This is a genomic window from Paraburkholderia sp. BL25I1N1, assembly GCF_003002025.1.
GTDB lineage: Bacteria > Pseudomonadota > Gammaproteobacteria > Burkholderiales > Burkholderiaceae > Paraburkholderia.
The window spans coordinates 1-22,810 of the sequence record NZ_PVZB01000034.1; the positions used below are offsets into that span (position 1 = coordinate 1).

Annotated in this window: 26 protein-coding genes and 6 pseudogenes; 18 read left to right on the forward strand and 14 right to left on the reverse strand. The window is 62.5% G+C overall.

The features are described 5' to 3' along the window. Positions 1-11: 11 nt before the first annotated feature. Positions 12-230 (reverse strand): hypothetical protein, encoded by a 219-nt coding sequence (locus B0G73_RS35010; protein ID WP_106285665.1) that lies wholly within the window; start codon positions 228-230, stop codon positions 12-14. Positions 231-468: 238 nt separating this feature from the next. On the opposite strand from B0G73_RS35010, the pseudogene B0G73_RS41550 reads away from it, so the two are divergent. After that, positions 469-1,000 (forward strand): annotated as a pseudogene (locus B0G73_RS41550) (transposase); the annotation flags it as partial. Positions 1,001-1,505: 505 nt separating this feature from the next. Beyond that, complete coding sequence (gene nifA / locus B0G73_RS35025) at positions 1,506-3,341, forward strand: nif-specific transcriptional activator NifA (protein ID WP_106285666.1); 1,836 nt, start codon at positions 1,506-1,508, stop codon at positions 3,339-3,341. A 1,200-nt stretch (positions 3,342-4,541) separates the two neighbouring features. Here nifA and B0G73_RS35030 read toward each other — a convergent pair. The 11 genes and pseudogenes from B0G73_RS35030 to B0G73_RS41975 form a co-directional block, all read right to left on the reverse strand. Further along, positions 4,542-5,282: an IclR family transcriptional regulator gene (locus B0G73_RS35030; RefSeq protein ID WP_106285667.1), complete on the reverse strand. Its 741-nt coding sequence runs from the start codon at positions 5,280-5,282 to the stop codon at positions 4,542-4,544. An 11-nt stretch (positions 5,283-5,293) separates the two neighbouring features. Further along, the gene (locus B0G73_RS35035) at positions 5,294-5,998 is read right to left on the reverse strand and encodes a ferredoxin (RefSeq protein WP_308705950.1); all 705 of its coding nucleotides are present in this window, start codon (positions 5,996-5,998) and stop codon (positions 5,294-5,296) included. An 11-nt stretch (positions 5,999-6,009) separates the two neighbouring features. Further along, positions 6,010-6,309: a ferredoxin family protein gene (locus B0G73_RS35040; RefSeq protein ID WP_106285668.1), complete on the reverse strand. Its 300-nt coding sequence runs from the start codon at positions 6,307-6,309 to the stop codon at positions 6,010-6,012. Continuing rightward, on the reverse strand, positions 6,306-7,616 hold the full coding sequence (locus B0G73_RS35045) for an FAD-dependent oxidoreductase (protein ID WP_106285669.1): 1,311 nt from the start codon (positions 7,614-7,616) through the stop codon (positions 6,306-6,308). Before B0G73_RS35045 ends, B0G73_RS35040 begins: the two co-directional genes overlap by 4 nt. A gap of 11 nt (positions 7,617-7,627) precedes the next feature. Continuing rightward, positions 7,628-8,731: an electron transfer flavoprotein subunit alpha/FixB family protein gene (locus tag B0G73_RS35050; protein ID WP_106285670.1), complete on the reverse strand. Its 1,104-nt coding sequence runs from the start codon at positions 8,729-8,731 to the stop codon at positions 7,628-7,630. After that, on the reverse strand, positions 8,728-9,576 hold the full coding sequence (locus B0G73_RS35055) for an electron transfer flavoprotein subunit beta/FixA family protein (protein ID WP_106285721.1): 849 nt from the start codon (positions 9,574-9,576) through the stop codon (positions 8,728-8,730). Before B0G73_RS35055 ends, B0G73_RS35050 begins: the two co-directional genes overlap by 4 nt. 34 nt (positions 9,577-9,610) lie before the next feature. Further along, positions 9,611-9,949: a nitrogenase stabilizing/protective protein NifW gene (gene nifW / locus B0G73_RS35060; protein ID WP_106285671.1), complete on the reverse strand. Its 339-nt coding sequence runs from the start codon at positions 9,947-9,949 to the stop codon at positions 9,611-9,613. Positions 9,950-10,103: 154 nt separating this feature from the next. Next, positions 10,104-11,240 carry a homocitrate synthase gene (gene nifV, locus B0G73_RS35065; protein ID WP_106285722.1) on the reverse strand — a complete coding sequence of 379 codons (1,137 nt, stop codon included), beginning with the start codon at positions 11,238-11,240 and terminating at the stop codon, positions 10,104-10,106. 384 nt (positions 11,241-11,624) lie between these two features. After that, positions 11,625-11,777, reverse strand: a pseudogene (locus B0G73_RS35070) (2Fe-2S ferredoxin); the annotation flags it as partial. 23 nt (positions 11,778-11,800) lie between these two features. Next, the gene (gene erpA / locus B0G73_RS35075; RefSeq protein WP_106285672.1) at positions 11,801-12,175 is read right to left on the reverse strand and encodes an iron-sulfur cluster insertion protein ErpA; all 375 of its coding nucleotides are present in this window, start codon (positions 12,173-12,175) and stop codon (positions 11,801-11,803) included. 293 nt (positions 12,176-12,468) lie between these two features. Continuing rightward, positions 12,469-12,723: pseudogene (locus B0G73_RS41975) on the reverse strand (aminotransferase class V-fold PLP-dependent enzyme); the annotation flags it as partial. Between the two features lie 249 nt (positions 12,724-12,972). On the opposite strand from B0G73_RS41975, the gene B0G73_RS41980 reads away from it, so the two are divergent. From B0G73_RS41980 to B0G73_RS40980, 15 genes and pseudogenes are all read left to right on the forward strand, one after another. Then, positions 12,973-13,260: a hypothetical protein gene (locus tag B0G73_RS41980; RefSeq protein ID WP_374956949.1), complete on the forward strand. Its 288-nt coding sequence runs from the start codon at positions 12,973-12,975 to the stop codon at positions 13,258-13,260. Between the two features lie 174 nt (positions 13,261-13,434). Beyond that, positions 13,435-15,030 (forward strand): nitrogenase cofactor biosynthesis protein NifB, encoded by a 1,596-nt coding sequence (gene nifB, locus B0G73_RS35095; RefSeq protein WP_106285673.1) that lies wholly within the window; start codon positions 13,435-13,437, stop codon positions 15,028-15,030. A 35-nt stretch (positions 15,031-15,065) separates the two neighbouring features. Continuing rightward, positions 15,066-15,260, forward strand: coding sequence for a 4Fe-4S binding protein (locus B0G73_RS35100; RefSeq protein WP_090811334.1), 195 nt, complete (start codon positions 15,066-15,068; stop codon positions 15,258-15,260). Positions 15,261-15,310: 50 nt separating this feature from the next. After that, the gene (locus B0G73_RS35105; protein ID WP_106285674.1) at positions 15,311-15,718 is read left to right on the forward strand and encodes an iron-sulfur cluster assembly accessory protein; all 408 of its coding nucleotides are present in this window, start codon (positions 15,311-15,313) and stop codon (positions 15,716-15,718) included. A 15-nt stretch (positions 15,719-15,733) separates the two neighbouring features. Further along, entirely contained in the window at positions 15,734-16,315 is a 582-nt protein-coding gene (locus B0G73_RS35110) for a hypothetical protein (protein WP_106285723.1), read from the forward strand. Then, entirely contained in the window at positions 16,312-16,896 is a 585-nt protein-coding gene (locus B0G73_RS35115; protein ID WP_106285675.1) for a 4Fe4S-binding leucine-rich repeat protein, read from the forward strand. The genes B0G73_RS35110 and B0G73_RS35115 overlap by 4 nt, the downstream gene beginning before the upstream one ends. Next, the gene (locus B0G73_RS35120; RefSeq protein ID WP_106285676.1) at positions 16,889-17,269 is read left to right on the forward strand and encodes a nitrogen fixation protein NifZ; all 381 of its coding nucleotides are present in this window, start codon (positions 16,889-16,891) and stop codon (positions 17,267-17,269) included. The genes B0G73_RS35115 and B0G73_RS35120 overlap by 8 nt, the downstream gene beginning before the upstream one ends. Next, positions 17,266-17,541 (forward strand): nitrogen fixation protein NifZ, encoded by a 276-nt coding sequence (locus tag B0G73_RS35125; RefSeq protein ID WP_071336673.1) that lies wholly within the window; start codon positions 17,266-17,268, stop codon positions 17,539-17,541. Before B0G73_RS35120 ends, B0G73_RS35125 begins: the two co-directional genes overlap by 4 nt. Before the next feature lie 45 nt (positions 17,542-17,586). Beyond that, positions 17,587-17,910, forward strand: coding sequence for a hypothetical protein (locus B0G73_RS35130; protein WP_258194115.1), 324 nt, complete (start codon positions 17,587-17,589; stop codon positions 17,908-17,910). A gap of 77 nt (positions 17,911-17,987) precedes the next feature. Beyond that, entirely contained in the window at positions 17,988-18,362 is a 375-nt protein-coding gene (locus B0G73_RS35135) for an aminotransferase class V-fold PLP-dependent enzyme (protein WP_243856883.1), read from the forward strand. Further along, positions 18,334-18,552, forward strand: coding sequence for a putative nitrogen fixation protein NifT (gene nifT / locus B0G73_RS35140; RefSeq protein ID WP_007177241.1), 219 nt, complete (start codon positions 18,334-18,336; stop codon positions 18,550-18,552). The genes B0G73_RS35135 and nifT overlap by 29 nt, the downstream gene beginning before the upstream one ends. Before the next feature lies 1 nt (position 18,553). Further along, complete coding sequence (locus B0G73_RS35145; protein WP_106285677.1) at positions 18,554-18,832, forward strand: hypothetical protein; 279 nt, start codon at positions 18,554-18,556, stop codon at positions 18,830-18,832. Then, positions 18,819-19,982 (forward strand): DegT/DnrJ/EryC1/StrS aminotransferase family protein, encoded by a 1,164-nt coding sequence (locus tag B0G73_RS35150; RefSeq protein ID WP_106285678.1) that lies wholly within the window; start codon positions 18,819-18,821, stop codon positions 19,980-19,982. Before B0G73_RS35145 ends, B0G73_RS35150 begins: the two co-directional genes overlap by 14 nt. Before the next feature lie 10 nt (positions 19,983-19,992). After that, positions 19,993-20,781, forward strand: a complete 789-nt coding sequence (locus tag B0G73_RS35155) for an SIR2 family protein (protein WP_106285679.1) — start codon at positions 19,993-19,995, stop codon at positions 20,779-20,781. After that, positions 20,711-20,860: pseudogene (locus tag B0G73_RS40980) on the forward strand (hypothetical protein); the annotation flags it as partial. The gene B0G73_RS35155 and the pseudogene B0G73_RS40980, both read left to right, overlap by 71 nt. 101 nt (positions 20,861-20,961) lie before the next feature. On the opposite strand, the gene B0G73_RS35160 reads toward B0G73_RS40980, so the two are convergent. Both B0G73_RS35160 and B0G73_RS35165 read right to left on the reverse strand, forming a co-directional pair. After that, positions 20,962-21,198 (reverse strand): zinc ribbon domain-containing protein, encoded by a 237-nt coding sequence (locus B0G73_RS35160; RefSeq protein WP_106285680.1) that lies wholly within the window; start codon positions 21,196-21,198, stop codon positions 20,962-20,964. 82 nt (positions 21,199-21,280) lie between these two features. Next, positions 21,281-21,849, reverse strand: a pseudogene (locus B0G73_RS35165) (OmpW family protein). A gap of 362 nt (positions 21,850-22,211) precedes the next feature. Here B0G73_RS35165 and B0G73_RS41800 point away from each other — a divergent pair. Continuing rightward, a pseudogene (locus B0G73_RS41800) lies at positions 22,212-22,684 on the forward strand (radical SAM protein); the annotation flags it as partial. Positions 22,685-22,810 lie beyond the last annotated feature (126 nt).

The window sequence follows — 22,810 nt, forward strand, 5'->3', positions numbered from 1 at the left end:
CGTAATGGCGGTCATCGGGCCGTCCACGCCGCTGTTGCGCCATGTGTGAGCCAGTCGCAGACGGACTGCCCGCTCACGCCGAGTTGCCCGGCGGTGAGCTTGCGCTTGATCCTGTGTCCGCGCAACGACAGGGCCGCCGCTCGCGTGCGCGTGTCCCGATGCATGTGATTGATCGACAACTGCTGCAACGTCATTTCCTCGGCTTCGCTCAGTTCTACGACACACTTCATCCGCTACCCCGGCACGACGAAGGCGCCAGCAGGTTTGCGAAATCCAGTCGGATCTACCAGGAAACACTATCCTCCATGCCGTACATTTCGTAAAATCGATTGTTTTGATGGAACGCATCCACGCTATGAATAAGTTGGGATCATGCGTTTCAAGGGCCTCGATCTAAATCTGCTCGTCGTGCTCGATGCTCTGATGACCGAGCGTAATCTCACCGCGGCGGCACGCAGCAAGGCCCAACTCAACGTCGTTCGCTACGCCGATGACTTTATTGTGACCGGTATGTCGAAAGAAGTGCTCGAATTCGAGATGCTTCCGGCGGTCAGGCAGTTTATGGCCGCTCAAGGTCTGGAGCGCTCGGAAGAGAAGTCCCGGATCACGAACATTGCAGACGGTTTCGATTTCCTTGGCCAGAACGTGCGCAAGTACGATGGCTACTGGCCCGGCGCCTGCCCGCTTTGCCCGCTCGAGGAACGATGTCACCCCGCGACTACCGACGCATTCGACGATGGGAACATGAGCATATAGTTGAGGCCATGCAGCGTCGGCTAGAGCGCAAGCCTGACGCAATGACCATCCGCAGAAGCACATGTCGAACATGTCTTCGGCACGCTGAAGCACTGGATTGGGGGTCACACACTTCCTGACCCGAACGCTCGGACGGGTCAGCACCGAAATGAGTCTACAGGTGTTGGCCTACAACCTGAAGCGCGTCGTGAAGATACTTGGGGTTGCCAAAACAATAGAGGTAGTGAGGATGGCTGGCACCTAGAGCCCGGAGGGGCTTTTTTTTTGCACTTGAAACGTTACGCTAACGCAGCCATGACTTACCAAACCAGATTAATCGGACCGATAGGCTCGGATGTGACGATCTGAAATCGGTTTCCATACGTCCTCGGCCAGTTCAGGACAGACATTTTGTCGCCCGACACGGAAGCGCTTCTTGTGCCAAATATCCCACTGCGCCGGGCGGGCACGCCCGAAGCGGTCGCAAAGATAGATCTTCGTCCTATGCTCGGATGCGGCGAGTTATCTCACGGGCACCGAGGCAGCAATCAATGATGGACGACACCTGTAATCGGCTGCACCTGGAGTAGACAAATCGCAGTTGATTTGAGCGACATCAATGGAACTCGCGTTCCTAACGGAATCCACGCAGCGAAATCGCAAAAGCAGAAAATAAGTACATCAAGGCACTACAGTTTCACCGTCCTTCCATGAAAGGGCATTATCTTTTGAGGTCAGCCCGTGAAATTGGGCGCTAGATCGAGGATGATATGCAACACAATGCCCGCAAATCCGAACAAGGTGACGGGGAGCACGGTCCCCACAACGAGGACGTCGTCATGCTGCATATCGCTTCCGTACGCGAAAGGCCTAGCTCAAAGTCCGAGACGGACCACGCGGTCCCTATTGTGCAGTGGTACGAGAGCGCGCTTACCGGCATCTTGGAGATATCGAAGGTACTTAGCGCCTCCTGCCGGCTCGAAGTCATGTTGGCCAACGTCGTCGATCTCCTGCAATCGTTTGTGCAGATGCGGCTCGGTATCGTCTCTCTCTTCGACGATGATGGCGTACCGGACATTACCGTTGGCGCCGGCTGGAGCGAAGGCAGCGATGAGCGCTACCGGATGCGCCTGCCGCAGAAGGCAATTGACCAGATCATGTCGACGGACAGGCCGCTCGTCGCCGAGAACGTAGTGGGGCATTCGGGCTTCAGTGCCGCCGACATGGGCGTGCTCGGTGCTTCCGACAACACGCGAGTGTCGTTCATCGGCGTTCCTATTCGCATCGACGCGAAGGTCGTGGGCACGCTGACCATCGACCGCATCCTGGACAATGGGTCTAACTTCCGGCTCGATTGCGACGTGCGGCTGCTTACTATGATCGCCAACCTGGTGGGGCAGACGGTGAAGCTGCATCGCTTATTCAAGAGCGACCGCGAGCGGCTGATGGCGGGGAGGGACGGGCTGCAAAATCAATTGTCCGAGCTCAAGTACCCTGCGCAGGAGCGTAAGAAGTTTCATGTCGAGGGGATCATTGGCGACAGTCCGGCGCTGCGCGGCCTGCTTGAGAAGATCGCGGTGGTAGCCAAATCGAACAGCACAGTTCTGTTGCGCGGCGAATCCGGTACCGGGAAGGAGCTGGTCGCCAAGGCCCTTCACGAGCTGTCGCCGCGAGCCAAGCGGGCCTTCATCAAGCTCAATTGCGCGGCGCTTCCTGAGACGGTGCTGGAATCCGAATTGTTCGGTCATGAGAAGGGTGCCTTTACCAGCGCCTTCAATTCGCGCAAGGGGCGCTTCGAGCTCGCCGACAAGGGGACGCTGTTTCTGGACGAGATCGGCGAGATTTCGGCCTCGTTCCAGGCAAAGCTGCTGCGCGTCCTGCAGGAGCAAGAATTCGAGCGCGTCGGCAGCAACCAGACCATCAAGGTCGATGTTCGCGTGGTTGCCGCCACGAATAAGAACCTAGAAGATGCGGTGGCAAGGAACGAGTTCCGCGCCGACCTTTATTATCGCCTCAGCGTGGTTCCCTTGCTGCTGCCGCCGTTGCGTGAAAGGCGCAGTGATATTCCGCTCCTCGCCGTTGAGTTTCTCAAGAATTTCAACAGCGAGAACAGCCGTACGCTGACCTTCGATGCGAACGCGATTGAAGTGTTGATGAACTGCGGTTTTCCCGGCAATGTCCGCGAGCTCGAGAATTGCGTGCAGCGGAGCGCGACCCTGGCGCCGGGACCAGCGATCGTGAGAAACGACTTTGCCTGCTGCCACGGCCAGTGCCTGTCCGCGATGCTGTGGAAGAGCAGATCGGACGAGATGGTGCTGCAGCCCGGGCCGATCGTACCAGTGCAAGTGAAGCCGGGTACGCCCCCGGCTGAGGCTGCTACGCCGGGCGCAGTTGCGGTCCCGCCTGTCGACAGCGAGCGGGCTCCGATAGTGCCTGGCCGTGCAGCTCTCGGAAGTGGTGCGAAGATGACCAACCGCGAGCGTCTCATCGCCGCCATGGAAAGATCCGGCTGGGTGCAGGCAAAAGCGGCGCGGCTGCTTGGACTGACGCCTCGCCAGATTGGCTACGCGCTGAGGAAATACGGTGTCGAGATCAAGCGTTTCTGAAAGCACTGTCGGACTTGCGGCGTGTCGGGGCCGCGACATCGCGACTGATGTGAATAGCTCAGACAAGTCAAGCCAGGGTTTGGCGCGGACCTTGGCATGATCACGATCGGAAGCGACCCAGTCGGCGCCAATTCGGTAATCGTCGAGAACAGCCCGGCCGACCTCAGGGGCGGTCGGTATCTCGAGTAAGGTGGTGCGAACGCGGCGCTGTCATCGCCGGTGCGTCGGCCATGTCGCGCTCGACCATCAGCCCACACCGGATGCGGTCAGCGACGCAAGCGGTGGTGTTCGATCCCGTTGAATTTCTGGAGGCGCGCCCGGGGTCATATCAGCGAGGCGACTCTGTCGCACGCCAACAAGATCGTGCGCCGTATGGGCGCTGTGGGCAGATGACCGGGAGTTCCGGGCAGAAGACACATCTGCCGCTGCGGTTGCGTAGTCAGCCCGGCTAATAGCAGGACAAAACGCTGACAACACGAGAAGAGTCGACCGATTGCTTAGGTAATCATGACGTGATGGCACGACAGGTTAGAGCGTGGTCGGCAAAGCCCGGGAATGTCCGAGCACCGTCGAGTGTGCGAAAGCGACGGGGAACCGATCAAGCGAAACCCGTCAGGCACAGCGGCACAGCCACATTGAAAGTCCGAATCTATGGTTGCAATCTACCTACCCATCATCGCCGATTGAAAACTTGGCAAACTGAGGGTGTCCATGGTGTGCTACGAATGCAAGCGCAGCGATTGCGTGAGCAATGCTTTATTGAAGATGAGGGCGGGCCCCTCGAAGTCGGCTTGCAGGAGCTGGCTTCAAATCACCTCAAGCTGCGCGGGTAAAGAGTCCGCGTGGTGAGCGTTGAGGAAAAGGCGGAGAGAAATTCTGTCAGATGAGTGCTGGTGAGACGAACGCAGAGCGTAGTGCCGGAAATCGGCCCGCTGCGTTCGACGTGGCGGGAGCTGGAAACGTGACCACGGTTGCCGGATTGCGGGCCATCGCGAAAGCGGTGGAATCACCACCGGCGCCTATCGGTGCGCGCGCCAGTTCTCGACCCTACCTGGGAGGGCCTGTGGGTTCGATTCCCACGGGCTACCCACCTACTGACATTCGTTGAGTCGAAGTTGGGATCGAGCGCGGCTGGCCGCAATGGCCAACATTAAGACATTCAGTAAAAGCGAGTAACAACCCAAGTTCGTTCCTCACGCATCAACACCCGTCTGCCTCGCCCGGCTTGATTCCGCCAAGGTATCGTGTGAGAGTTCGCGCAGAATTCCTCACTATCTCCGCCCAAGCGGAGTCCAGTCTCTCGCGGGGCATGGTCAGCGTAATGACACCGGCGAGTTGCCCGGACGGGCCGAACACCGGCGCGGCGATACCTGCCAATTGCGGATCGCGGTCTCCTGCTAGCGCGATGACCTGCTGGCGGCGGATCTGCTGACCGAGTGCCTTATCGCCCTCGTGGCAGTAGGCTCGCAACACCCGGCCTCCTGTGCCACGATCCAGCGGCAGTAGCTCGCCCGCGCGGATGTGATCTCGCACAGGCTGTGGCGAGTCGACGCGATACAGGCATAGCCGTTGCGCACCTTGACGTACGTGAAACGCGGCGCTTTCACCGGTCGCGGCCACCAGTTCCTGCAGCACGGGTATCACCAGCGACTCGCTGGAGGACGATTGCGCATAGATGGCATGCAGCCTTGCGACGCCGGACCCCAGCACGTAGCAGCCATCGGCGCGGCGCACCACGAGATGCGCATGTTCCAGCGACGCGAGCAGGCGCAGCACGGTGCTCTTGTACAGGCGCGTGCGTTCCGCGAGCGCGCTCAATGACAGCACGTGCGTGCCGTTGCCGAAGGCGGCCAGCAGGGTCAGCGCACGGTCGACTGCTGCCACGCCGCCGGCTGCCAGATTGTCGTCGGCCAACGATGCAATGGCGGGCTGTTTGGACATCGTGCTTCTCCTCAGACGGACCGTTGCAGCAACGCTTCCACTACGCCGAAGCCGAGGTGGCCAGCCGGATCGAGCTGTCGTAGTTGTGTGATCAACTGTGTGGCGGTTTCGCGTTCGCCGCGCCGCAGGCCGATGAAGGCGAGCGCCTTTAGCGTGAACAGCCAGAAGCGGGCGGGATCGGGCGCGTGGAAGTTCGCGTCTCCGGCTTGTACCATCTGCCAATCCTCATTCAACCCGGCGGCATGCGCAGCTGCTTTTAGTCCCAGATGGGCCGCGTGCTCTGCCTCATCGAGTTCGCGGCGTCCGGCATGGAATTTGTTGAGCAGATAGTAGGCGGCAAGGCTTCGCGGAGAGGTCAGCGTGACGCTCCACAGGACTGCGTCGATCTGCTCGGCCGGCGCGCCATGCAGGCCTTCGATGAGGCGCCGCACCGGTTCGCGGCCTTCGAGTTGACGCGTGAAGATTTTCTCCACGTCGGCCATCGTCACGCTGCTGTAGAGCACCACGTCGGGATAGATGAGCACGTTCGTGCGCTGATCGCACGGGCCGAGACAGCCCGAATACGTGATCGCGACGGTATCGGGCGCCTGGCGTTTCTGCTGTTCCGCCCAGAAGGCCTTCAGCAGCGCGGTCGAGCCCTTGCCCCCGGCGCCCCGCGGATGCGGCGGCGGCCGGTTCTCGGTGCAAGCAAACACATGTCGTTCTGGTCTGGCCATGACGATGTTCGTCAACCGAACTTGAACAGGATGCCGTGACCACCACGCGGGTAGTCCCACTCGATATTCTGGTGGTCGCTACAGAGGATGCGGCAACTGCCGCATTCGAGGCAGCCGTCGGTGATCAGCGTCACCGCGCCGTTGCCTTCGGCCTTGTAGCACGAGGCCGGGCAGACAAAGGTGCAACTCTTCTCGCTGCATTCGCTCCGGCAGACGTCGGCATCCTTGATGTGGACGTGCGGCCGTCCTGCATCGACGCGGTAACGGTTCTGGAACAGCTTTTCCTCTACGTTGACGGGTAGGGTGCTCATCGGAAGGCCCTCAGGAGTTTGTAGGCGTCACCCACGATGCCGGAAAGCGAACGGGCTTTGCGGAAGCTCGAAAAAATCTCGCGCTTCTTGCTTTTCTTGTCCTTACCGTCGACCGTGATCATCGTGCGCGCGGCGCGTGCCATGAGGTCGGGGTAGGTCGTGAAGAACTGCGGATTCTGGTGCAGCACGGCCGGCATGTCGCGGTACTTGTGCAGATCTTTCATCACGAAGCTCTGATCGAGCGCGGCCTTGTAGGCCTTGAGCGTGCCGGCGCGGTAGCCGTGGCCCGCGGCTTTCGCGTGGATCACCGTTTCGGCGGCGAGGCGTCCTGTGGTCATGGCAAGATTCGATCCTTCTCGGTGCGCGGCGTTCACGAAACCGCCTGAATCGCCAACGATCATCCAGCCGTGGCCGTAGACCTGCGGGATTGCGTGAAAACCGCCTTCGGGAATCAGATGCGCGCAATACTCCTTCATCTCGCCGCCCGCAATCAGCGGTGCGATCGACGGGTGCCGCTTCATCTTTTCGAGGAGCACATAGGGGCTCGTGCGGTTGGGGTTTTTCTTGAAGTCGCTCAGCATACAGCCCACGCCTATGGTGAGCGATTCCTTGTTGGTATAGAGGAAGCCAGTGCCCATCATGCCGTCGGTGATCCTGCCGACCATCTCGATCACGACGCCGTCGTCCTCGCCGACGTTGAAGCGCTGGCCGATCGTCTCCTCCGGCATGAAGAGAATCTCCTTGACGGCGAGCGCAACGTCGCCGGCCCCGATCTCTCCATGAAAGCCCGCCTTGCGCGCGAGCGTCGAATTCACGCCGTCGGCGAGCACTACCACGTCGGCATAGACATCGCCGTGCTCGCGGTCGCACTGCACGCCGACCACCCGGTCGCCGTCCATGATCAGTTCCTTCACCGTGGTCTCGCAGAGCAGCAGTGCGCCGGCTTCGCGCACTTTCGATGAAAACCACTTGTCGAACTGCGCGCGGATGATCGTGTAGCGGTTATAGGGCGGCTTGTTGTAATCCTCGCTGCGCACATGTGTACCGACAAACGACGTATCGTCGAGCATCCACATCCGCTGCTCGATGATGTGGCGCTCCAGCGGCGCATCGTCGCGGAAGTCCGGGATGATCTCTTCGAGCGCCTTCGCGTACAGGATCGCACCCTGAACGTTTTTGCTGCCCGGATATTCGCCGCGCTCGATCTGCAGCACTTCCAGACCTGCCTTGGCCATCGTGTAAGCGGCAGCGTTGCCGGACGGACCGGCGCCGACCACAATCACATCGAACTGTGAAGGTTTTCTCATCGTGATTCTCCTCAGGCAACCTGCTTGCGGCGCCGGGTCAAATGCTCAACAAAAGCCTGCTTCAGCGCGGGCAGTACTTGCAACGCATTGCCGACAATCCCGTAGTGTGCGAAATCGAAGATGGGTGCGTTCGGGTCGGTGTTGATCGCCACGATCACGTCTGCGCTTTCCATGCCCACGCGGTGCTGGATCGCCCCGGATATGCCCGCGGCGATGTAGAGTTTGGGCCGCACCGTCTTGCCGGTCTGTCCCACCTGGCGCTCCCCCTCGACCCAGCCGGCCTGCACGCATGGCCGGGTCGCACCCACTTCGCCGCCGAGCACGTTCGCCAGTTCGAACGCCAGCTGGAAGTTTTCCGGGCTCTTCAACCCCTTGCCGCCGCTCACGATCACATCGGCATAGGGCAGGTTGATCCGGTTGCTGCTCGCATCCGGGATAAAGTCGAGCAGCCTCGTGACGATGTCCGTCTCGACCATCCCCAGCGTTCCATGGACGATATTGCCGGTGCGTTCGGCGTCGCGCAGCGGCATCGGCATCACGCGCGGGCGCACCGTCGCCATCTGCGGACGGTACGCGAGCGTCATGATCGTGCACAACAGCGAGCCGCCGAAGGTGGGGCGCGTCGCCGCCAGCGCACGCGACGCGGGATCGATGTTGAGTTCGGTGCAATCGGCGGTCAGCCCGGTCAGCAGGGTCGTCGCTACGGAGCCGGCGAGGTCGCGGCCCATCGACGTCGCGCCCAGCAGCAGGATCTCGGGCTGATGCCGGTTGACGAGGTCGGTCAGCCCTTTCGTGAACGGCTCGTTGCGATAGCCTTGCAAGACCGGGTCGTGGACGATGTACGCATCGTCCGCGCCGTAAGTGAAGGCTTCTGCGGCGAACTGTTCGAGCGGTTCATTCGCGCCGCCGAGCACCGCGATGCCCACTCGGCTGCCGAGCGTGTCGGCCAATTTGCGCGCTTCACCGAGCAGTTCCCACGAGACGCTGTGCACGTGTCCACGATCGTGCTCGATAAAGACCCAGACGCCTTTGTAGGCCTTCAGGTGTTTCGGCAGTTCGAGGTTGCGTCCTGCGCGGCCGGCGGGTTTCTTCGCGGGGGCGGCGGGTGCGTTCATGAACCCTCCTTCATCAGCAGGTCAGCTTCCAGGGTAGGATGGCGCGTGAAGATCTTTTGCAGCAGGTTCACCGACACGTCGCAAAGACTCGATTCGTCGAGGTCGAGCATCTCCGCTTTCTCGCTGCGCGGCGTCGGTCCAAAGACTTTGCTGACCACTGTCGGCGAGCCCTTCAGGCCGATCTTGCTGAGATCTTCGATGCAGGCCTGTTCGCAGTTCCATTTGTGCACCGGATAGCCGGCCGCATGAATCATCGCGGGCAGCGTCGCAAAGCGCAGTTCGTTGGTGTTCTCCAGCATTGTGATCAGGCACGGCAGCGCCGTCCTGAGCACGTGCACGCCTCCCTCGGCGCGGCGCTCGACGGTGATCGTGCGCGCATCGAGAGCGGTCTCGACGATGCGCGACACGTAGGTCAGCAGTTGCAGCCCGAGGCGTTTGGCGATACCGGGGCCGACTTGCGCGGTGTCGCCGTCGATCGTCTGCTTGCCAGTGAACACGATGTCCACCGCCTGCTCCTTCGCGATCTGCTGGATACCCGCTGCCAGCGCGTACGACGTAGCGAGCGTATCCGCGCCAGCGAATGCACGGTCGGTGAGCAGCACGGCGTCGTCCGCGCCGAAGCTGATGCACTTGCGCAGCGCTTCCTCGGCCTGCGGCGGGCCCATGCAAAGCAACGTGACCTTGCCGCCGAAGCGGTCCTTCAGTCGCAGCGCCTCTTCGAGTGAAAACAGGTCATACGGGTTGACGATCGCCGGAACACCCTGGCGCATGATCGTGTTGGTGACCGGATGAACGCGGATCTGCGTCGAGTCCGGGACCTGCTTGATGCAGACGACAATGTGCATGGTCTTAACGATGTGCATGGTCTTGCTCCACCTGTCAGGCAAGGGTGCGCGCGGGCAGCGACGCGCGCAGACTGTCGAGTGAAACGTGCTGCCGCCCATTTGTGTTCCGGAACACCTTGAACACTTTTTCCTGCGCCGGCGTGGAGGTGACGAAGTCGCCGTAAGCCTTCAGCAGCAGCGCGTGATACGACGCGAACAGGGCGGGTTCGTCGCCTTCCGGCAGCGCGTCCTGTTGCTGGATGTACTGAAAGAAGCGCTTGAGGATGTGCAGTCGACTCACGTTGACGACCTTCTGGTCGAACGGGATGCCGAAGAACTGCAGGAAGTCCTCGGCTGAGGACAGCGCCTTGAGTTGCTGGACAAAGCTTTCCATCGCGTCTACTCCTTGCAAGCGGATGAGGATAGGTGTGGGCAGAACGTCGGCTCGGCGAAGTACTTGTCGCAGGCGCCGCTGGTGGCGCACGGTGTCGTCGTGCCCGACTGTCCGGGTTTCGCGACGCACTCCGTGAAGCCGACCACAGCGCCGCTCATGACAATTCTCCGACGGTGTAGCGCAACTCGATCAGGAAGCGATACAGGTCGGCGGCGCTGGGCGCTTGCTTGTGCTGGGTGGCATGGTGGCGGATACGGGTCAGCAGCAGCACGAGCAGCTTTTCACTGACGGGCAGGCCGAGCGCGTCATAAGCCTGGCGCACGCTTTGCGAACCCGAATGCTTGCCGAGCACGACCGAGCGTTCGCGACCGAGTTCGGCGGGATCGAAGCTCTCGTAGGTCGATGCATTCTTCGCGAGCCCGTCTGTGTGGATGCCGGACTCGTGCGTGAATACGCTGGCGCCGACAATGCTTTTGTTCAGCGCGACCTGGCGTCCTGAAGCCCGTTCGACAAGCCGAGAGATGCTCAATAGCGCGGTCGTGTCGATGCCGGTGTTGCGACCCATGATATGGCGCACGCCCATCACGATCTCCTCCAGCGCGGCATTTCCGGCGCGTTCGCCGAGACCATTGACGGTGGTGTTGGAGTGGGTTGCGCCGGCGCGCAGTGCGGCAAGGGTGTTCGCGGTCGCGAGCCCGAGGTCGTTGTGCGCGTGGATTTCGATTTCCAGATCGACCGCGTCGTGCAATCGCGCAATCGCTTCATAGGTCGAAAAAGGATCGAGGACGCCGAGCGTGTCCGCAAAGCGGATGCGTTGCGCACCGCACTGTTGCGCGTGCCGCGCCACGTCGTCGAGGAACGAGGGGTCCGCGCGCGAAGCATCCTCCGCGCCCAGCGAAACCTTGCGGCCGCTTTTGACGGCGGCGCTGATTACGCGATTCACCTGCGCGAGCACCCATGAGCGCGGCTGGCGCAACTTGTGTTGAAGGTGGATATCGGAGACGGGAATCGACAGGTGAATGATGTCGGGATTGCAGCACAAGGCCGACGCCAGGTCCGCGTCGGTGAGACGGCCCCAGACCATCAGATCGGCGTCGAGATTCAGCGCGACGATGGTCCGGATGCAATCGATTTCCTCGGCACCCATTGCGGGGATACCGATTTCCAGTTCGGGTACCCCGGCGCTTGACAGCGCCTCGGCAATCGCGCATTTTTCGGCAACCGTGAATGCGACGCCAGCGGTCTGTTCGCCGTCGCGCAGTGTGGTGTCGTTGATGATCGGATTCGACACGGGAAGTTGTCCTTTAGGCATTTGATCATACGGTTTGCAAGTACTGCGCCATGCACGGTTAGTGCGAATAGCCGCTTGCCGCAGGGCTTTCCGGTGTTCGCTGGCGCTGTGATGAAGCGGTTCCAACGAAGACCTGTCGCGAATGTCCTGTTTCGAACAGCCAGGTGTAGCGATGAACACGGCGCTGCAGAAAGCGATGCGCGATGCGATGGGCGTGGTCAGCCAGGACGTGCGGACGCGGTCGGCGCGATTATGCAAACGCTGTAGGGATTGGTTATCCATAGGAACGGCGATGCGGGAAGATAAACACATGCGGCGGCTATCAGCGCGGCTATGACCGCTATGGCGCTTGAAGAGGCCGCACGGCGCAAAGGACGCATGCCCTCAACGCTCACGCGCGAGCTCGCGCGTATGTGGCGGCAGTTCGATCGTCAGGTCGGCGTCGCGCAGCTTCACGCAGCACGCGAGACGCGATTGCACGTCAAGGCCCCACGCATTGTCGAACTGGTTGTTCTCCTCGTCGTCGGGAGGCGCCAGTCAGTGAGATCTTCATGATTGCCTCACACGGAAAACGAACTGCCGCAGCCACAGGTGCTCTGCGCATTGGGGTTGTGAATGACGAAGCGCGAACCTTCCAGGCTGTCCTCGTAGTCGACGCGCGCGCCGGGCAGGTATTGCTGGCTCATCGAATCGACCAGCAGCGTGACGCCGTCCGTGACGGTCTGCATGTCGTCGTCCGCCACCTGGTCGTCGAACGCGAAGCGGTACTGCAAGCCCGAACAGCCGCCGCCGGACACGTACAGCCGCAGCTTCAGGTTGGGATTGCCTTCTTCCTCGATCAGCGAGGCCACTTTCGCAGCGGCCTGAGGCGTGAATTCGAGTAGGCCGGGCATGACGCCGGGTGTGGCGGAAGCCGGTTGGGTGAGCGTCTCCATGGAGGTTCCTCTCAGGCTTGAATGGACTCACTTCGGGTTAGACGAGCAGGTCGGTTGCTCGGCGAGTAACAGGTCGTCGGCTGCTGCGCGTCGAATCGTCTGGCGCGAGCGAAAGTCAGACACTGCCGCCTTGATCGCGTCCTCGGCGCGAGAATCGAGCAGTGGATCTCGACCGGCGGCAATGGCAGTTCCTCGACGATCTGATGCGTGCACAACGTCCCGGAGCGCATGCCACGCGTCGTGGACGCCGCCGTGCATTTGGCACGCGATCCGCATGCGCGGCCCGAGCCCCACGAGGTCCAGACAATCTCGTGCGGGTCCCCGTTGACGAGCGCGCTGACCTGCTCGCGGGCGAGTTCCATCGCTTCTTCGCCGACCCAGCCGTAGGCATGCGAACGGCTGGCGGAATTGCCGTACATCTCGGTCAGGTAAGGCAGCATGCGTCTGATCACGCGCGGATTGACCGGCGTGGTGGCGGCATGATCCAGATGCACCGGGTTGGCGCCGCGCGGATGGAGGCTGGTACTGACGCGTTGGAAATCCGACATTGCAGGCTCCTGAAAGCGGGGGTAGTGCGACCTTCAGGGCAACTTCCATGCCAGTGGATTTTCACGCTCTAGTGGCCTCTTTCAGCTGGGCCGCTGTTGTTTCGCTGTTGTTTTTGTGTCGATGCGCCCGACGAGTGAGGATTGCCGCCGTTCTTTTTGTCGGATTTGTCGTTAACATCGAAAGCGCGCAGCGCACGAAGGGGAAGTCAACGGTGAACATTCAGGCAAGCGTTGGACTGCGTCTACGAGGTGAGCAAGACGCTGGTTTCGTCGCTCGATGTGGCGAAAGCCTTCCGCGAGTCCCCGAATTATCTTGTGCAGACGATGGAGTGGCGGCGCGCCTTTGTGGTGCTGGCCGAACCGGACGGGCAACTGCGCGGCCTGAGCGCTACGGGACTCTCGCGTGACGAGCAGCAGCGGACGACCACACGTTCGCGAAATCGCAAGCCGGGGAAGCCGGAGGGTGAACGCGAACGATTGATCTGGTTTGTGCGGGTCCCTCTCGCTGGTTCAGAACATGCTGTCCGGGTCGTGTGAGATTTGTCGCAACACCGACACGACGCAACGAAATTGTAGGGATACGTCGCGCGCCGGGATCAAACAGAACTGCGAAATATATCCTAACCCATTGATTCCTGGCGTTCTTGTCGAGTGGCATGGATCTGGCTCTATGGCTTGCGCGCGGCCGCCGTTGGTTGCGAGGAGATATCCATGCAAGCGAGTTCAAATGCGAGCGACTTGCCCGCAGCGGCCTATATCAGCATTGGGCAGATTAAACCGCTCGGTGTGAAGATCGAAGACCCGTCCACCGGTGGCGGCTGCGGCACGCACGGTGGCGAGGGTAAGGCCAGCTGCGGCGTGTCGGGTAGTCTCGACGACATGCCGCCGGACATCTGGGAGAAGGTCAAGAATCACCCATGCTACTCGGAAGAAGCCCATCATCACTATGCGCGCATGCATGTGGCGGTGGCGCCGGCTTGCAACGTCCAGTGCAACTACTGCAACCGCAAATACGACTGCTCGAACGAGTCGCGTCCCGGCGTGGTCTCTCAGAAGCTAACGCCGCAACAGGCAGTGAAGAAGGTCGTGGCGGTCGCAAGCGAGATTCCACAGATGACGGTGCTTGGCATTGCCGGTCCTGGTGATTCGCTGGCGAGCCCGAAGAAGACCTTCGAGACGCTCCGGATGCTGCAGGAACAGGCGCCGGACATCAAGCTGTGCCTGTCGACCAATGGCTTGGCGTTGCCCGACCTCGTGGACGAAATCTGCAAGTACAACATCGACCACGTGACAATCACCATCAACATGGTCGACCCGGCGGTGGGCGAGAAAATCTATCCGTGGATTTTCTGGAAGCACAAGCGCGTGACCGGTTACGAAGCAGCCCGAATCCTTCATGACCGGCAAATGAAGGGTCTCGAGATGCTCACCGCACGCGGCGTGCTGACCAAGATCAACTCGGTGCTGATTCCCGGCATCAACGAGGACCACCTGGTCGAGGTCAACCGCGACGTCAAGAAACGCGGCGCGTTCCTGCATAACATCATGCCGCTGATCTCGGAGCCCGAGCACGGCACTCACTTTGGCCTGAGCGGCCAGCGCGGACCGACTGCGCAGGAACTCAAGGCCGTGCAGGACGCCTGCATGGGCGGCGCCAACCTGATGCGTCATTGCCGCCAGTGCCGCGCGGATGCGGTTGGCCTGCTGGGCGAGGACCGCAGCGAGGATTTCACCCTTGACAAGATCGAGCAGATGGAAGTGGTCTACGACCTCGACCGCCGCCGTGAATACCAGCAGCGCGTCGAAGCCGAGCGTCAGGCGCAGCACGACGCGAAGCAGGAAGCGCTGGCTGTCTCTCGCGAGATCGACGTCGCCGACGACATGAAGGTGCTGGTCGCGGTCGCAACGAAGGGCGGCGGCCGGGTCAACGAGCACTTCGGCCACGTCACGGAGTTTCAGATCTTCGAGGTCTCGGCAGCCCAAGCGCTGTTCGTCGGCCATCGCCGGGTGGACCTGTATTGCCGGGGCGGTTACGGCGACGACGAGCAACTACCGTCGGTCGTGCGCGCGCTTCGCGACTGCCACGCGGTGCTGGTCGCGAAGATCGGCGCCTGCCCGAAAGACGAACTGGCGCAAGCGGGCATCGAGCCGGTCGATCAGTACGTCGGCGAATTTATCGAAAAAGCGGTGCTTGCTTGGTTCAACGACTACCGCAGTCGCATCGCCAGCGGCGCCATTGTGCACCTAAACCGCGGCGATGCTTCGATCCGCCAGGGCGCTTACACCTCGTCAGCCTCAGCGGCGTGACACACCCTTCCAGACAGGACAACAGGAGAGCCGCCATGCCTCTGAAGATTATTGCGTCCACCTGTACGGGATGCTCGGCCTGCGAACCGGAATGCCCCAATGTCGCGATCAGCGACAAAGGCGGCGTGTTCGCGATCGACCCCAAGAAATGCACCGAATGCGAAGGCCACTTCGACGACCCGCAGTGCGTCGCCGTGTGTCCCGTGGACGGCTGCATCGTTCAGGTTTGAGTCTGGCTCGTGGCCGGCCCGGCCATTCATCCATCAGGAGACTACGCATCATGCTGTCCAACGTAACTGTTACGAGCGCCGCCGAGAAGTTCATGCGTCGTATCGTGCGCTTTTCGGGCCTGCCGGCTGGGGCCGGCTTTCGTCTGGTGGCGAGCGCCGGCGGCTGTTCCGGCTATACCGCGAAATTCACCGCCGAGCCGGCGCTGCAACCAGGCGAACAGGAACTCGACATCAACGGCCTGCGCGTATTCCTGCCGGCTGAGAGCCGGCTGATGCTCGAAGGCATAACGATCGATTTCGCCGACACGCCAACCCAGTCCGGCCTGATCTTCTTCAATCCGAACCAGGCCGCTTGTGGTTGCAGCAGCAGTGCGGAATCGGCGCCGCCGGGCGTGGCGACCATCGATGTCAGCGCGATTGGCCGCGGGCGGCCGCCGCTGCCGCGTCAGATCTCTTGAAGAGGAGCGATGGCGATGGAGTCCGGCGACCGTGCCCTCGACGACGTAATGACCGCGTTTGCGCAGAGAGCGATTGGCGGCGGCTTGCCGTCGGGCGTCAATGCATTGATCGCCGAGGCGGGTCGGTTGCGCGAGCGCCCCGACGAGGCGCTCGCGCTGTTGCAACGCGCCCGCGCCGCCGCGCCGCGCCATCCGGTGCCGTTGATCGCGCTGTACCGCTTTTACTTCTACGGCCATCAATTGGCGCAGGCGCGTGCGATCGGCGAAGACGCGCTGGCGGTCGCCCGCACCGCGCTGGGCTCAGATCTCGGCGACGAACCGCTTGCGGCCGCGATCGTGACCACGCGTTATGACGCGGCCGCGCGTTTTTATCTGTTCACGCTGAAGGGCCTCGCGTACCTCAACATGCATCTCGGCGACTTTGAAGAAGCGCGCATGCGACTGCGCGAATTGCGCCGGCTCGATCCCGAAGACCGGGTGGGGGGCGCGCTGCTTTCGCAGGTCTTGGATCGTCATGAGACCGGCGTCGGGTCCGACGATGCAATGGATGCGCCGAGCGCTTATCCGACGCGCGGCTGGACGGGGACGCAACCATGAGCGTACAGAACGTGCGCGTACCAGGCGGCGACATTGCACCGCGCCACTGGCAGGGCGGCCCGCTCGACTGCGCCGGCTGCGGGTACGTGCGGTTGCGCGAGTTGCCGGCGGAGCACGGTTGCGGGCCAGCGAGTCACGCCGGTGTGTTTTGTCTGCCCGCATTGCTCGGCGACCCCGACGAGATGGGCCGGCTGCAGCTCGCATTGCGATTGCCGCAGGCGCAACTGGCGCGCCTGATCCACGATCCGCATCGCGAGGTGCGGATTCGCGTGGCGCAGCGCCTGTCGCCTGCTGCATTGATCGGCATGCGGGGCGATGCCGACGCCAGCGAGGTCGAGGTACGCCGCAGCGTTGCCGAGCGTCTGCCCGCCACGCTGCTATCGCGCCTCGCGTTCGATCCCGATTGGCGAGTGCGCTGGCAAGTCGCGCGGCGCGCCGCTGGCGAAATCGTGGCGTCGCTCATGGATGACGCGGACGAAGAGGTGCGCGCGCTCGCGCGGCGGCGCCGGCGGTCGGGCGAGGTCGCGAACCTGATGACCACCGGACAGACGCAACGATCAGCAGGAGTGAAGCATGGCTGACATCAACCGCGATGACGACCTGATCGAGGTCGCGTTTCCCCCGCGCTTCAACTACGGCGAGCGCGTGATCGCACGCGCGGTGATCCGCAACGACGGCACCTACAACGGCAAGGACATCGGCGAAGTGCTGGTGAACAAGGGCGAGATCGGCTACGTCACCAGCATCGACACCTTCCTTCAGCAGTTCTATATCTACGCGGTGTATTTCGTCGAGAGCGGCCACCGTGTCGGCATGCGCGCGAAAGAGCTATGCACGCTCGACAACCTGCCGGACGACGTGGTGCAAGGCTTGGGCGAGCGGGCCGAAGCGCTGCACAAGATCGGCACGCGGGTCCAGCCGGAAACGTCGCAACCGCAGGAGCCGTCAGCATGAGTATCGAACCGGTTCAGCCTGCTTATCAGTGGGGCATGCGCGTGATCGCGCTGGATGACCTGTGCAACGACGGCAGCTTTCCGGAGCGCGGCCAGGACGATTGTCTGGCCGAGGCGGGTACGGTCGGCGAAATCGTCAACGTCGGCCAGGTGATTGAGAGCGGCGAGCCGGTCTATCTGGTGGAGTTCGGCAACTGTGTCGTCGGATGCACGGAGAATGAAATTGCGCCCGCACCCGCCGGCCTGCTACCCGAAGAAGGAGCCATGTCATGACGGTTCAGGCGAGCGCGCCAGAAGCGGCGGCGCCGCGCGAGGGTTTTGCGCGCGGGCCGCCCGTTCGACCTGACCCAGCGCCAGATCGAGCAAGCGTTGCGCGAGCGTACCCGCTACCGCTATGTGGTGCCGCGCGTGCTGCGCGATGGGCCGGGGTTCCGTATCGAGAGCCCGTGCTGCTCCCGCAATGTCGACGCGAATGGCGGGCTGATCGACATAGCCTGGCTCACGCGCGATGAAGACGGTATGTGGCACCCGAGCGCGCGCGATCATGCGTCGCACCGATGGATGCCCCAGCATGAGAGCACCGATCTGGCCGAGCTGCTGGACACGCTGTGCATCGATCGCGAATGCGTGTTCTGGCCGTGAAGCAAACTAACGGAGCCGGGCGACGATCTATCCCGACCACAACGCGACCATGCAGCCAGCCTCTGCCGTGGCAGGCGATGCTGTCCATCCTGACGGATGTGTGGGGCAACGCGTCGTCGCAGCATGCCGTCGGGCAGCAGGCGAAGGGCACGCTCGCTGCGGCCCGTGCGACGCTCGCGCGAGCGCTCGGTTGCAAGCCCGCAGAGTTGATCTTCGCCAGCGGCGCCACCGAAGCCAATCACCTGGCCGTGTGCGGGCTGCACGCGGCGGCGCCGGAGGGCCGGCACCGTGGCGTATTCAGCGCGATCGAACATGCAGCGCACCTGAAGCTGGCGCGTTCGCTGGCTGCACGCTGCTGGAGGAAGCAGCGCATCCCGCTTGAACCTGGTTTGAACCTGTCATCAATCTCCGGAGTCCGCAACCATGAAAGTCATGATCCGCAAGGACAGTAAGGGCGCGCTGAGCGCCTATGTGCCAAAGAAGGACCTGGAGGAGCCCATTGTCGCGATGGCGCAGCCCGGGATGTGGGGCGGTCTCGTCACGCTCGCAAACGGCTGGCAACTCGAATTGCCCGCGATGGCCGACGATACGCCACTGCCCATCACGGTCGAAGCGCGACGCATTGCTGGCGTGGAGGAGTGAGATGAGCCTGAACGCCGAGCAATTGGACTTCGCGGCGGACCTGCTCCGCACGGCACAGACGCTACGCGACGCCGCCACGCAATGGCACGAACGTTATCCCGAGGTGCGCACAATGCATGTCAGCGCAACGGTGATGCGCGACGAGACAGCAGCGCTCCGGTTCGGTGCGCGCAGTGTCTATTTCGCGATGTCGGCCGGGCATTGCAGGTTCATCACGCAGCGGCCTGAAGAGGCCGATGCGTTGATCCTGACCGAGGACGAGGCGCATGGAAATCGATGAGATCGCGCTGAGCGAACCGGCTTGCGCGGCGCGCGAGATCGATCTCGTCAACGCGGTGCTGCAATCCTCGCGTTGGAGCGACGGGCCGATGCTTGATTCGTTCGAGCGCGCGTTTGCGGGCTGGGTTGGCCGGGAGCATGCGGTCGCGGTCGCGAGCGGCACGCTCGCCACCTGGATTGCGTTGCGCGCGACGGGGATCGGCCCGGGAGACGAGGTGGTCTGCGCGTCGCACACCTGGCATCAGGTGGCGCAGGCGATCACGCTGGCGGGAGCCATGCCGGTGTTCGCCGACATCGACTACTGGAGCGGTTGTCTGAGCGCCGAAAAAGCCGCGCAGAAGATCGGCCCTCGCACGCGCGCGATCCTCGCCGGCAATACCAACGGTCACCCGGCCGCGTGGGCGCTGCTGCGCGAACTGGCCGACGCGCAGCGCTTGCGGCTGATCGAAGACAGTACCGAGGCGTTGGGCTCGCGCTACCGGGGCCGCAACGTCGGCAGTTTCGGCGACGTATCAGTGTTCGACTTCTCCAGCCCGTCCGCGCTGTGCACAGGAGCGGGCGGCATGCTCGTCACCGACGATGACGAACTCGTCCATGAACTGCGCTATCTGCGCGAGCGGCGCGTCACGGACCGCGCGTCCGTCTCGGTCGGCTCGCGGGTGCCGCTGCAGGCGGGCATCAGTGATCTGACCGCCGCGCTCGGTCTCGCGCAACTGGCCGAACTCGACACGCGCCTCGCGCAGCGAAAGCAGGTCGAGACCTGGTATCACGAAGAGATGCAAAGCTTCGAAGGGATCAAGCCGGCCTACGTGGCCGAGGACGTCGAAGAAGTGCACTCGATGCTCTATGTTGTGCATTTGGGCAAGCGTTTTACGCAGAGAGCGCGCGCCCAGATGATCGACGACATGAAATCTTGCGGCATTGAGACGGTGGCCTACAGCCATCCGCTGCATCAGCAGTTCCACTACATGAACGCGGGCGATGCGATCGGCCGCAAGAGCGGCCTGTTGCCCGACACTGAGCGCATCGGCGATCGCGCGCTGGCGCTGCCGCTGCACACACTACTCGACACCGACCAGGTCAAGTACATCGTCAAGACGCTGAAAGACACCGCGACCAACGTGGGCGCCGGCGCTGCCATTTATCTGTGAGGCGCACTCCATGACCGTTTCAGTCCAGACGATCGCCGAACGCCTGTGTGCGGGCGGCGTCATTCCGTACCTGGGACCGGCGCTGCTCGCGCTGTGCCCCGATACGGCCACCCCTGCCACGCCGCTCGCGCTCGCCGAAATCATCACGGCCAAGGTCAGCGTGCAGCACAAGATCCGCACCCGGCTGACCCGGGCGGCGCAGTTCATCGAAAACTTCAAGCATCGCAAGTCGCTGGTGAGCGTCATGAATGAGGCCTTCGCCATGACGTCGACGCCGTCAGCACTGCATTGCGCGCTGGCGGCGATCGGCGCCGGGCTGGTTGTCGACAACTGGTACGACGACACCTCGCCTGCGCGCTGGCAGGCGCGGCCGCAGGACGGCTGGGCGCAGTTGCAGGGGCTGTCGCAGGCCGAGCATTTCGGCCATTGGTTCGCGGCCTATAGCGCAGACGGCGCGTTGCTGGATGCCGTGCCGGCCTCGGGCGCGCTGCTCTACAAGCCGATTGGCGGCCGTGCGCCGGCCTCTAACTACCTGGTCTCTGACAGCGACTTCGTCGAAGTCATGACCGAGATCGATATCCAGACGCCTATTCCGCCCGCCGTGCAGGCGTGGCGCAGCGGTCGAAGTTTTTTGTTTCTGGGCTTTGAGCGACGAGATGACCGCGGTCGAATCGCTGGTGGTCGACGTGGCCATCGTCGGCGCGGGGCTACGCGGCCTCGCGCTGGCGCGCGTACTGCATGCGCAGGACGTTTCCGTCGTGGTCATCGAAGCGCGCGAGCGCGAGGGCGGCCGTGCTGACGCAATGTTGCGAAGCCACGCGTCGAGATCCGGGCAGATGCCCTTCGCGCGTTCCAGCAGGCTGTCGGCGGTGGCCTGATCCAGCGTGCCGGCCATGAAGACGGTGAGACTGAGTGCCATCCCGTAGGCGCCCTCGAGGTTCATCTACATCTATATCGACAGCGCGATTCCCCATTGGGCTCAGCGCAGCAGCTTGCGGCGCTCGGCCGGCGAATAGTTGCTGAGGTGCCCTTCGCGCGCCGCCTGACGCCGCGCGCGGGAGATGATCGCGCGGCTCTTGCCGGGCGAGGCCGGCGCGCTGACCTGCTTGTCCAGCGCGGTGCCGCCGCATTGCGGGCAGGCGGGCGTGTTGCCGGCGCGCACCAGCGTTTCGAATGCGTGGCCGCAGGCCGCGCAGCGGTAGTCGTACAGAGGCATAGTGACCAGATCTCCGTTTCAGGTGGATGGGGCGCAGCGGATCGCCCGTTGGTGCGAGCTGTGGTCTGTCATTGCGCGCTCGCTAGAACTTCATCCCGACGCCTATTCCCAGTACCAGTGGGTCGATGTCCAGCCGGCCCAACGAACTATCGCCGACCGAGGCGTCCGTGTGCATTCAGATCTTCTTGATATCCGCGTTGAGAAAGACGGTCTTCGTGATCTGCACGTCGACGCCAGCCTGCACCGCCGGACCGAAGCTGCTGCGTGACACCTGGATGCCTTCGGAGCCCGCGCTCAGGCCGTCGTTGTAGAAGTACGTGTAGTTGACTCCCGCGCCGACATACGGTCGGATCATGCCAGCATGGTTGAAGTGATATTGCAGTCGCAGCGTCGGTGGCAGCACGTTCACGCCACCAGATCGCCGAGGCGAGACGTCACGTGGTGCCGCGAGGTGGCGAGAATCAGCTCGATGCCGATCGCGTCGCGGATCATATAGGTCAGGTCCAACTCCGGCACGAGTGCGTTATTGACACCCACGCCGAGCGACGACAAGGTGCCGCTGGTGTGTACTTCGCGCTCGATCGAGATGGCACGCAGACGCACGAGCACGTCACCGGCGTGGATCCTATCCGCCGTCACCTGGCCTGCCATCGTGCTTCCGTTCGCGCTGACGTCATCCGCGTATGCCAGCACTTCGAATAAACCGGTAGAGCACAGGCTTGCCACGATCATGACGGCCTTGATCATGTGCTTCATCGCTTTCCCCTTGTTGATGTATGCGGGGAATTGTCGACGCGCAAATCAGGGCTGCCCTTGCGCAGGGTCAACCGGTCCCGATCCCGAAGTCAGGATGCGACACCGGGTCACGCGTAGGAATGTCGATAGCGGGAGCCTTGAGGCCGGACTATTGGCCTTCAACCGCATTGACTGGTACCCAAGATGTTTCTCGCACCCGGAGACACCGATTTCGCAGCCATTGCCGGACTGGCTGCAGCCGCCGAACGGCACGCAGATCATTCTGCTACTTCTGCGCATGCAACAAGGTCATTACGCACGACCATGGCTGCAGCGCCAGATATCTGAGCTACCTCGTTCGTGAGATGGATCTGGCCGCGTCACATCTAGGATCTGACCGGCGAACCGTGCAGCTGCATCTGGGAGGTGGAACGCCGACCTTCTTCCCTGTTGCCGAACTCGAAGAGCTTTCCAGCAACTGCAGAACCGCTTCGCGTTCTCGATCGACGCAGAACTTGCCATCGAAATTGATCCACGAACCGTCAGCGCCAGAACGCTTTCACCACTCGCGCGCCTCGGCTTCAACCGAGCGAGCTTCGACGTACAGGACTTTGCTACCGACGTTCAGCAAGCTGTCAATCGCATCCAGCCGCTCGATGTGGTGGAACGCGCACTCAGCGGCGCACGCGATGCGGGATTTCTCTCAATCAACGTCGACCTGATCTACGGTTTGCCGCAGCAGACTGTCGCCTGATTTAGCCCGCGCACTGCGTCAGTGCACCGCACCCCGCCGTTTTGCTCATCCTTGATCGACATCAATCACAAAGCTGGCCGGTTGTCGGACCATGACGCTGCGAGTGTGATGCCGCATGCGTCA

Coding starts and splice junctions, on each gene's coding strand:
- B0G73_RS35105 (WP_106285674.1), top strand. CDS start 15,311: ATGCTGTCCAACGTAACTGTTACGAGCGCCGCCGAGAAGTTCATGCGT.
- nifW (WP_106285671.1), bottom strand. CDS start 9,949: ATGGAAAGCTTTGTCCAGCAACTCAAGGCGCTGTCCTCAGCCGAGGAC.
- nifB (WP_106285673.1), top strand. CDS start 13,435: ATGCAAGCGAGTTCAAATGCGAGCGACTTGCCCGCAGCGGCCTATATC.
- B0G73_RS35155 (WP_106285679.1), top strand. CDS start 19,993: ATGACCGTTTCAGTCCAGACGATCGCCGAACGCCTGTGTGCGGGCGGC.
- nifT (WP_007177241.1), top strand. CDS start 18,334: ATGAAAGTCATGATCCGCAAGGACAGTAAGGGCGCGCTGAGCGCCTAT.
- B0G73_RS35100 (WP_090811334.1), top strand. CDS start 15,066: ATGCCTCTGAAGATTATTGCGTCCACCTGTACGGGATGCTCGGCCTGC.
- B0G73_RS35045 (WP_106285669.1), bottom strand. CDS start 7,616: ATGAGAAAACCTTCACAGTTCGATGTGATTGTGGTCGGCGCCGGTCCG.
- nifA (WP_106285666.1), top strand. CDS start 1,506: ATGCAACACAATGCCCGCAAATCCGAACAAGGTGACGGGGAGCACGGT.
- B0G73_RS35035 (WP_308705950.1), bottom strand. CDS start 5,998: ATGGCCAGACCAGAACGACATGTGTTTGCTTGCACCGAGAACCGGCCG.
- B0G73_RS35145 (WP_106285677.1), top strand. CDS start 18,554: ATGAGCCTGAACGCCGAGCAATTGGACTTCGCGGCGGACCTGCTCCGC.
- B0G73_RS35160 (WP_106285680.1), bottom strand. CDS start 21,198: ATGCCTCTGTACGACTACCGCTGCGCGGCCTGCGGCCACGCATTCGAA.
- B0G73_RS35040 (WP_106285668.1), bottom strand. CDS start 6,309: ATGAGCACCCTACCCGTCAACGTAGAGGAAAAGCTGTTCCAGAACCGT.
- B0G73_RS35050 (WP_106285670.1), bottom strand. CDS start 8,731: ATGAACGCACCCGCCGCCCCCGCGAAGAAACCCGCCGGCCGCGCAGGA.
- B0G73_RS35150 (WP_106285678.1), top strand. CDS start 18,819: ATGGAAATCGATGAGATCGCGCTGAGCGAACCGGCTTGCGCGGCGCGC.
- erpA (WP_106285672.1), bottom strand. CDS start 12,175: ATGGAGACGCTCACCCAACCGGCTTCCGCCACACCCGGCGTCATGCCC.
- B0G73_RS35135 (WP_243856883.1), top strand. CDS start 17,988: ATGCTGTCCATCCTGACGGATGTGTGGGGCAACGCGTCGTCGCAGCAT.
- B0G73_RS35120 (WP_106285676.1), top strand. CDS start 16,889: ATGGCTGACATCAACCGCGATGACGACCTGATCGAGGTCGCGTTTCCC.
- B0G73_RS35115 (WP_106285675.1), top strand. CDS start 16,312: ATGAGCGTACAGAACGTGCGCGTACCAGGCGGCGACATTGCACCGCGC.
- B0G73_RS35055 (WP_106285721.1), bottom strand. CDS start 9,576: ATGCACATTGTCGTCTGCATCAAGCAGGTCCCGGACTCGACGCAGATC.
- B0G73_RS35110 (WP_106285723.1), top strand. CDS start 15,734: ATGGAGTCCGGCGACCGTGCCCTCGACGACGTAATGACCGCGTTTGCG.
- B0G73_RS35010 (WP_106285665.1), bottom strand. CDS start 230: ATGAAGTGTGTCGTAGAACTGAGCGAAGCCGAGGAAATGACGTTGCAG.
- B0G73_RS35030 (WP_106285667.1), bottom strand. CDS start 5,282: ATGTCCAAACAGCCCGCCATTGCATCGTTGGCCGACGACAATCTGGCA.
- B0G73_RS35125 (WP_071336673.1), top strand. CDS start 17,266: ATGAGTATCGAACCGGTTCAGCCTGCTTATCAGTGGGGCATGCGCGTG.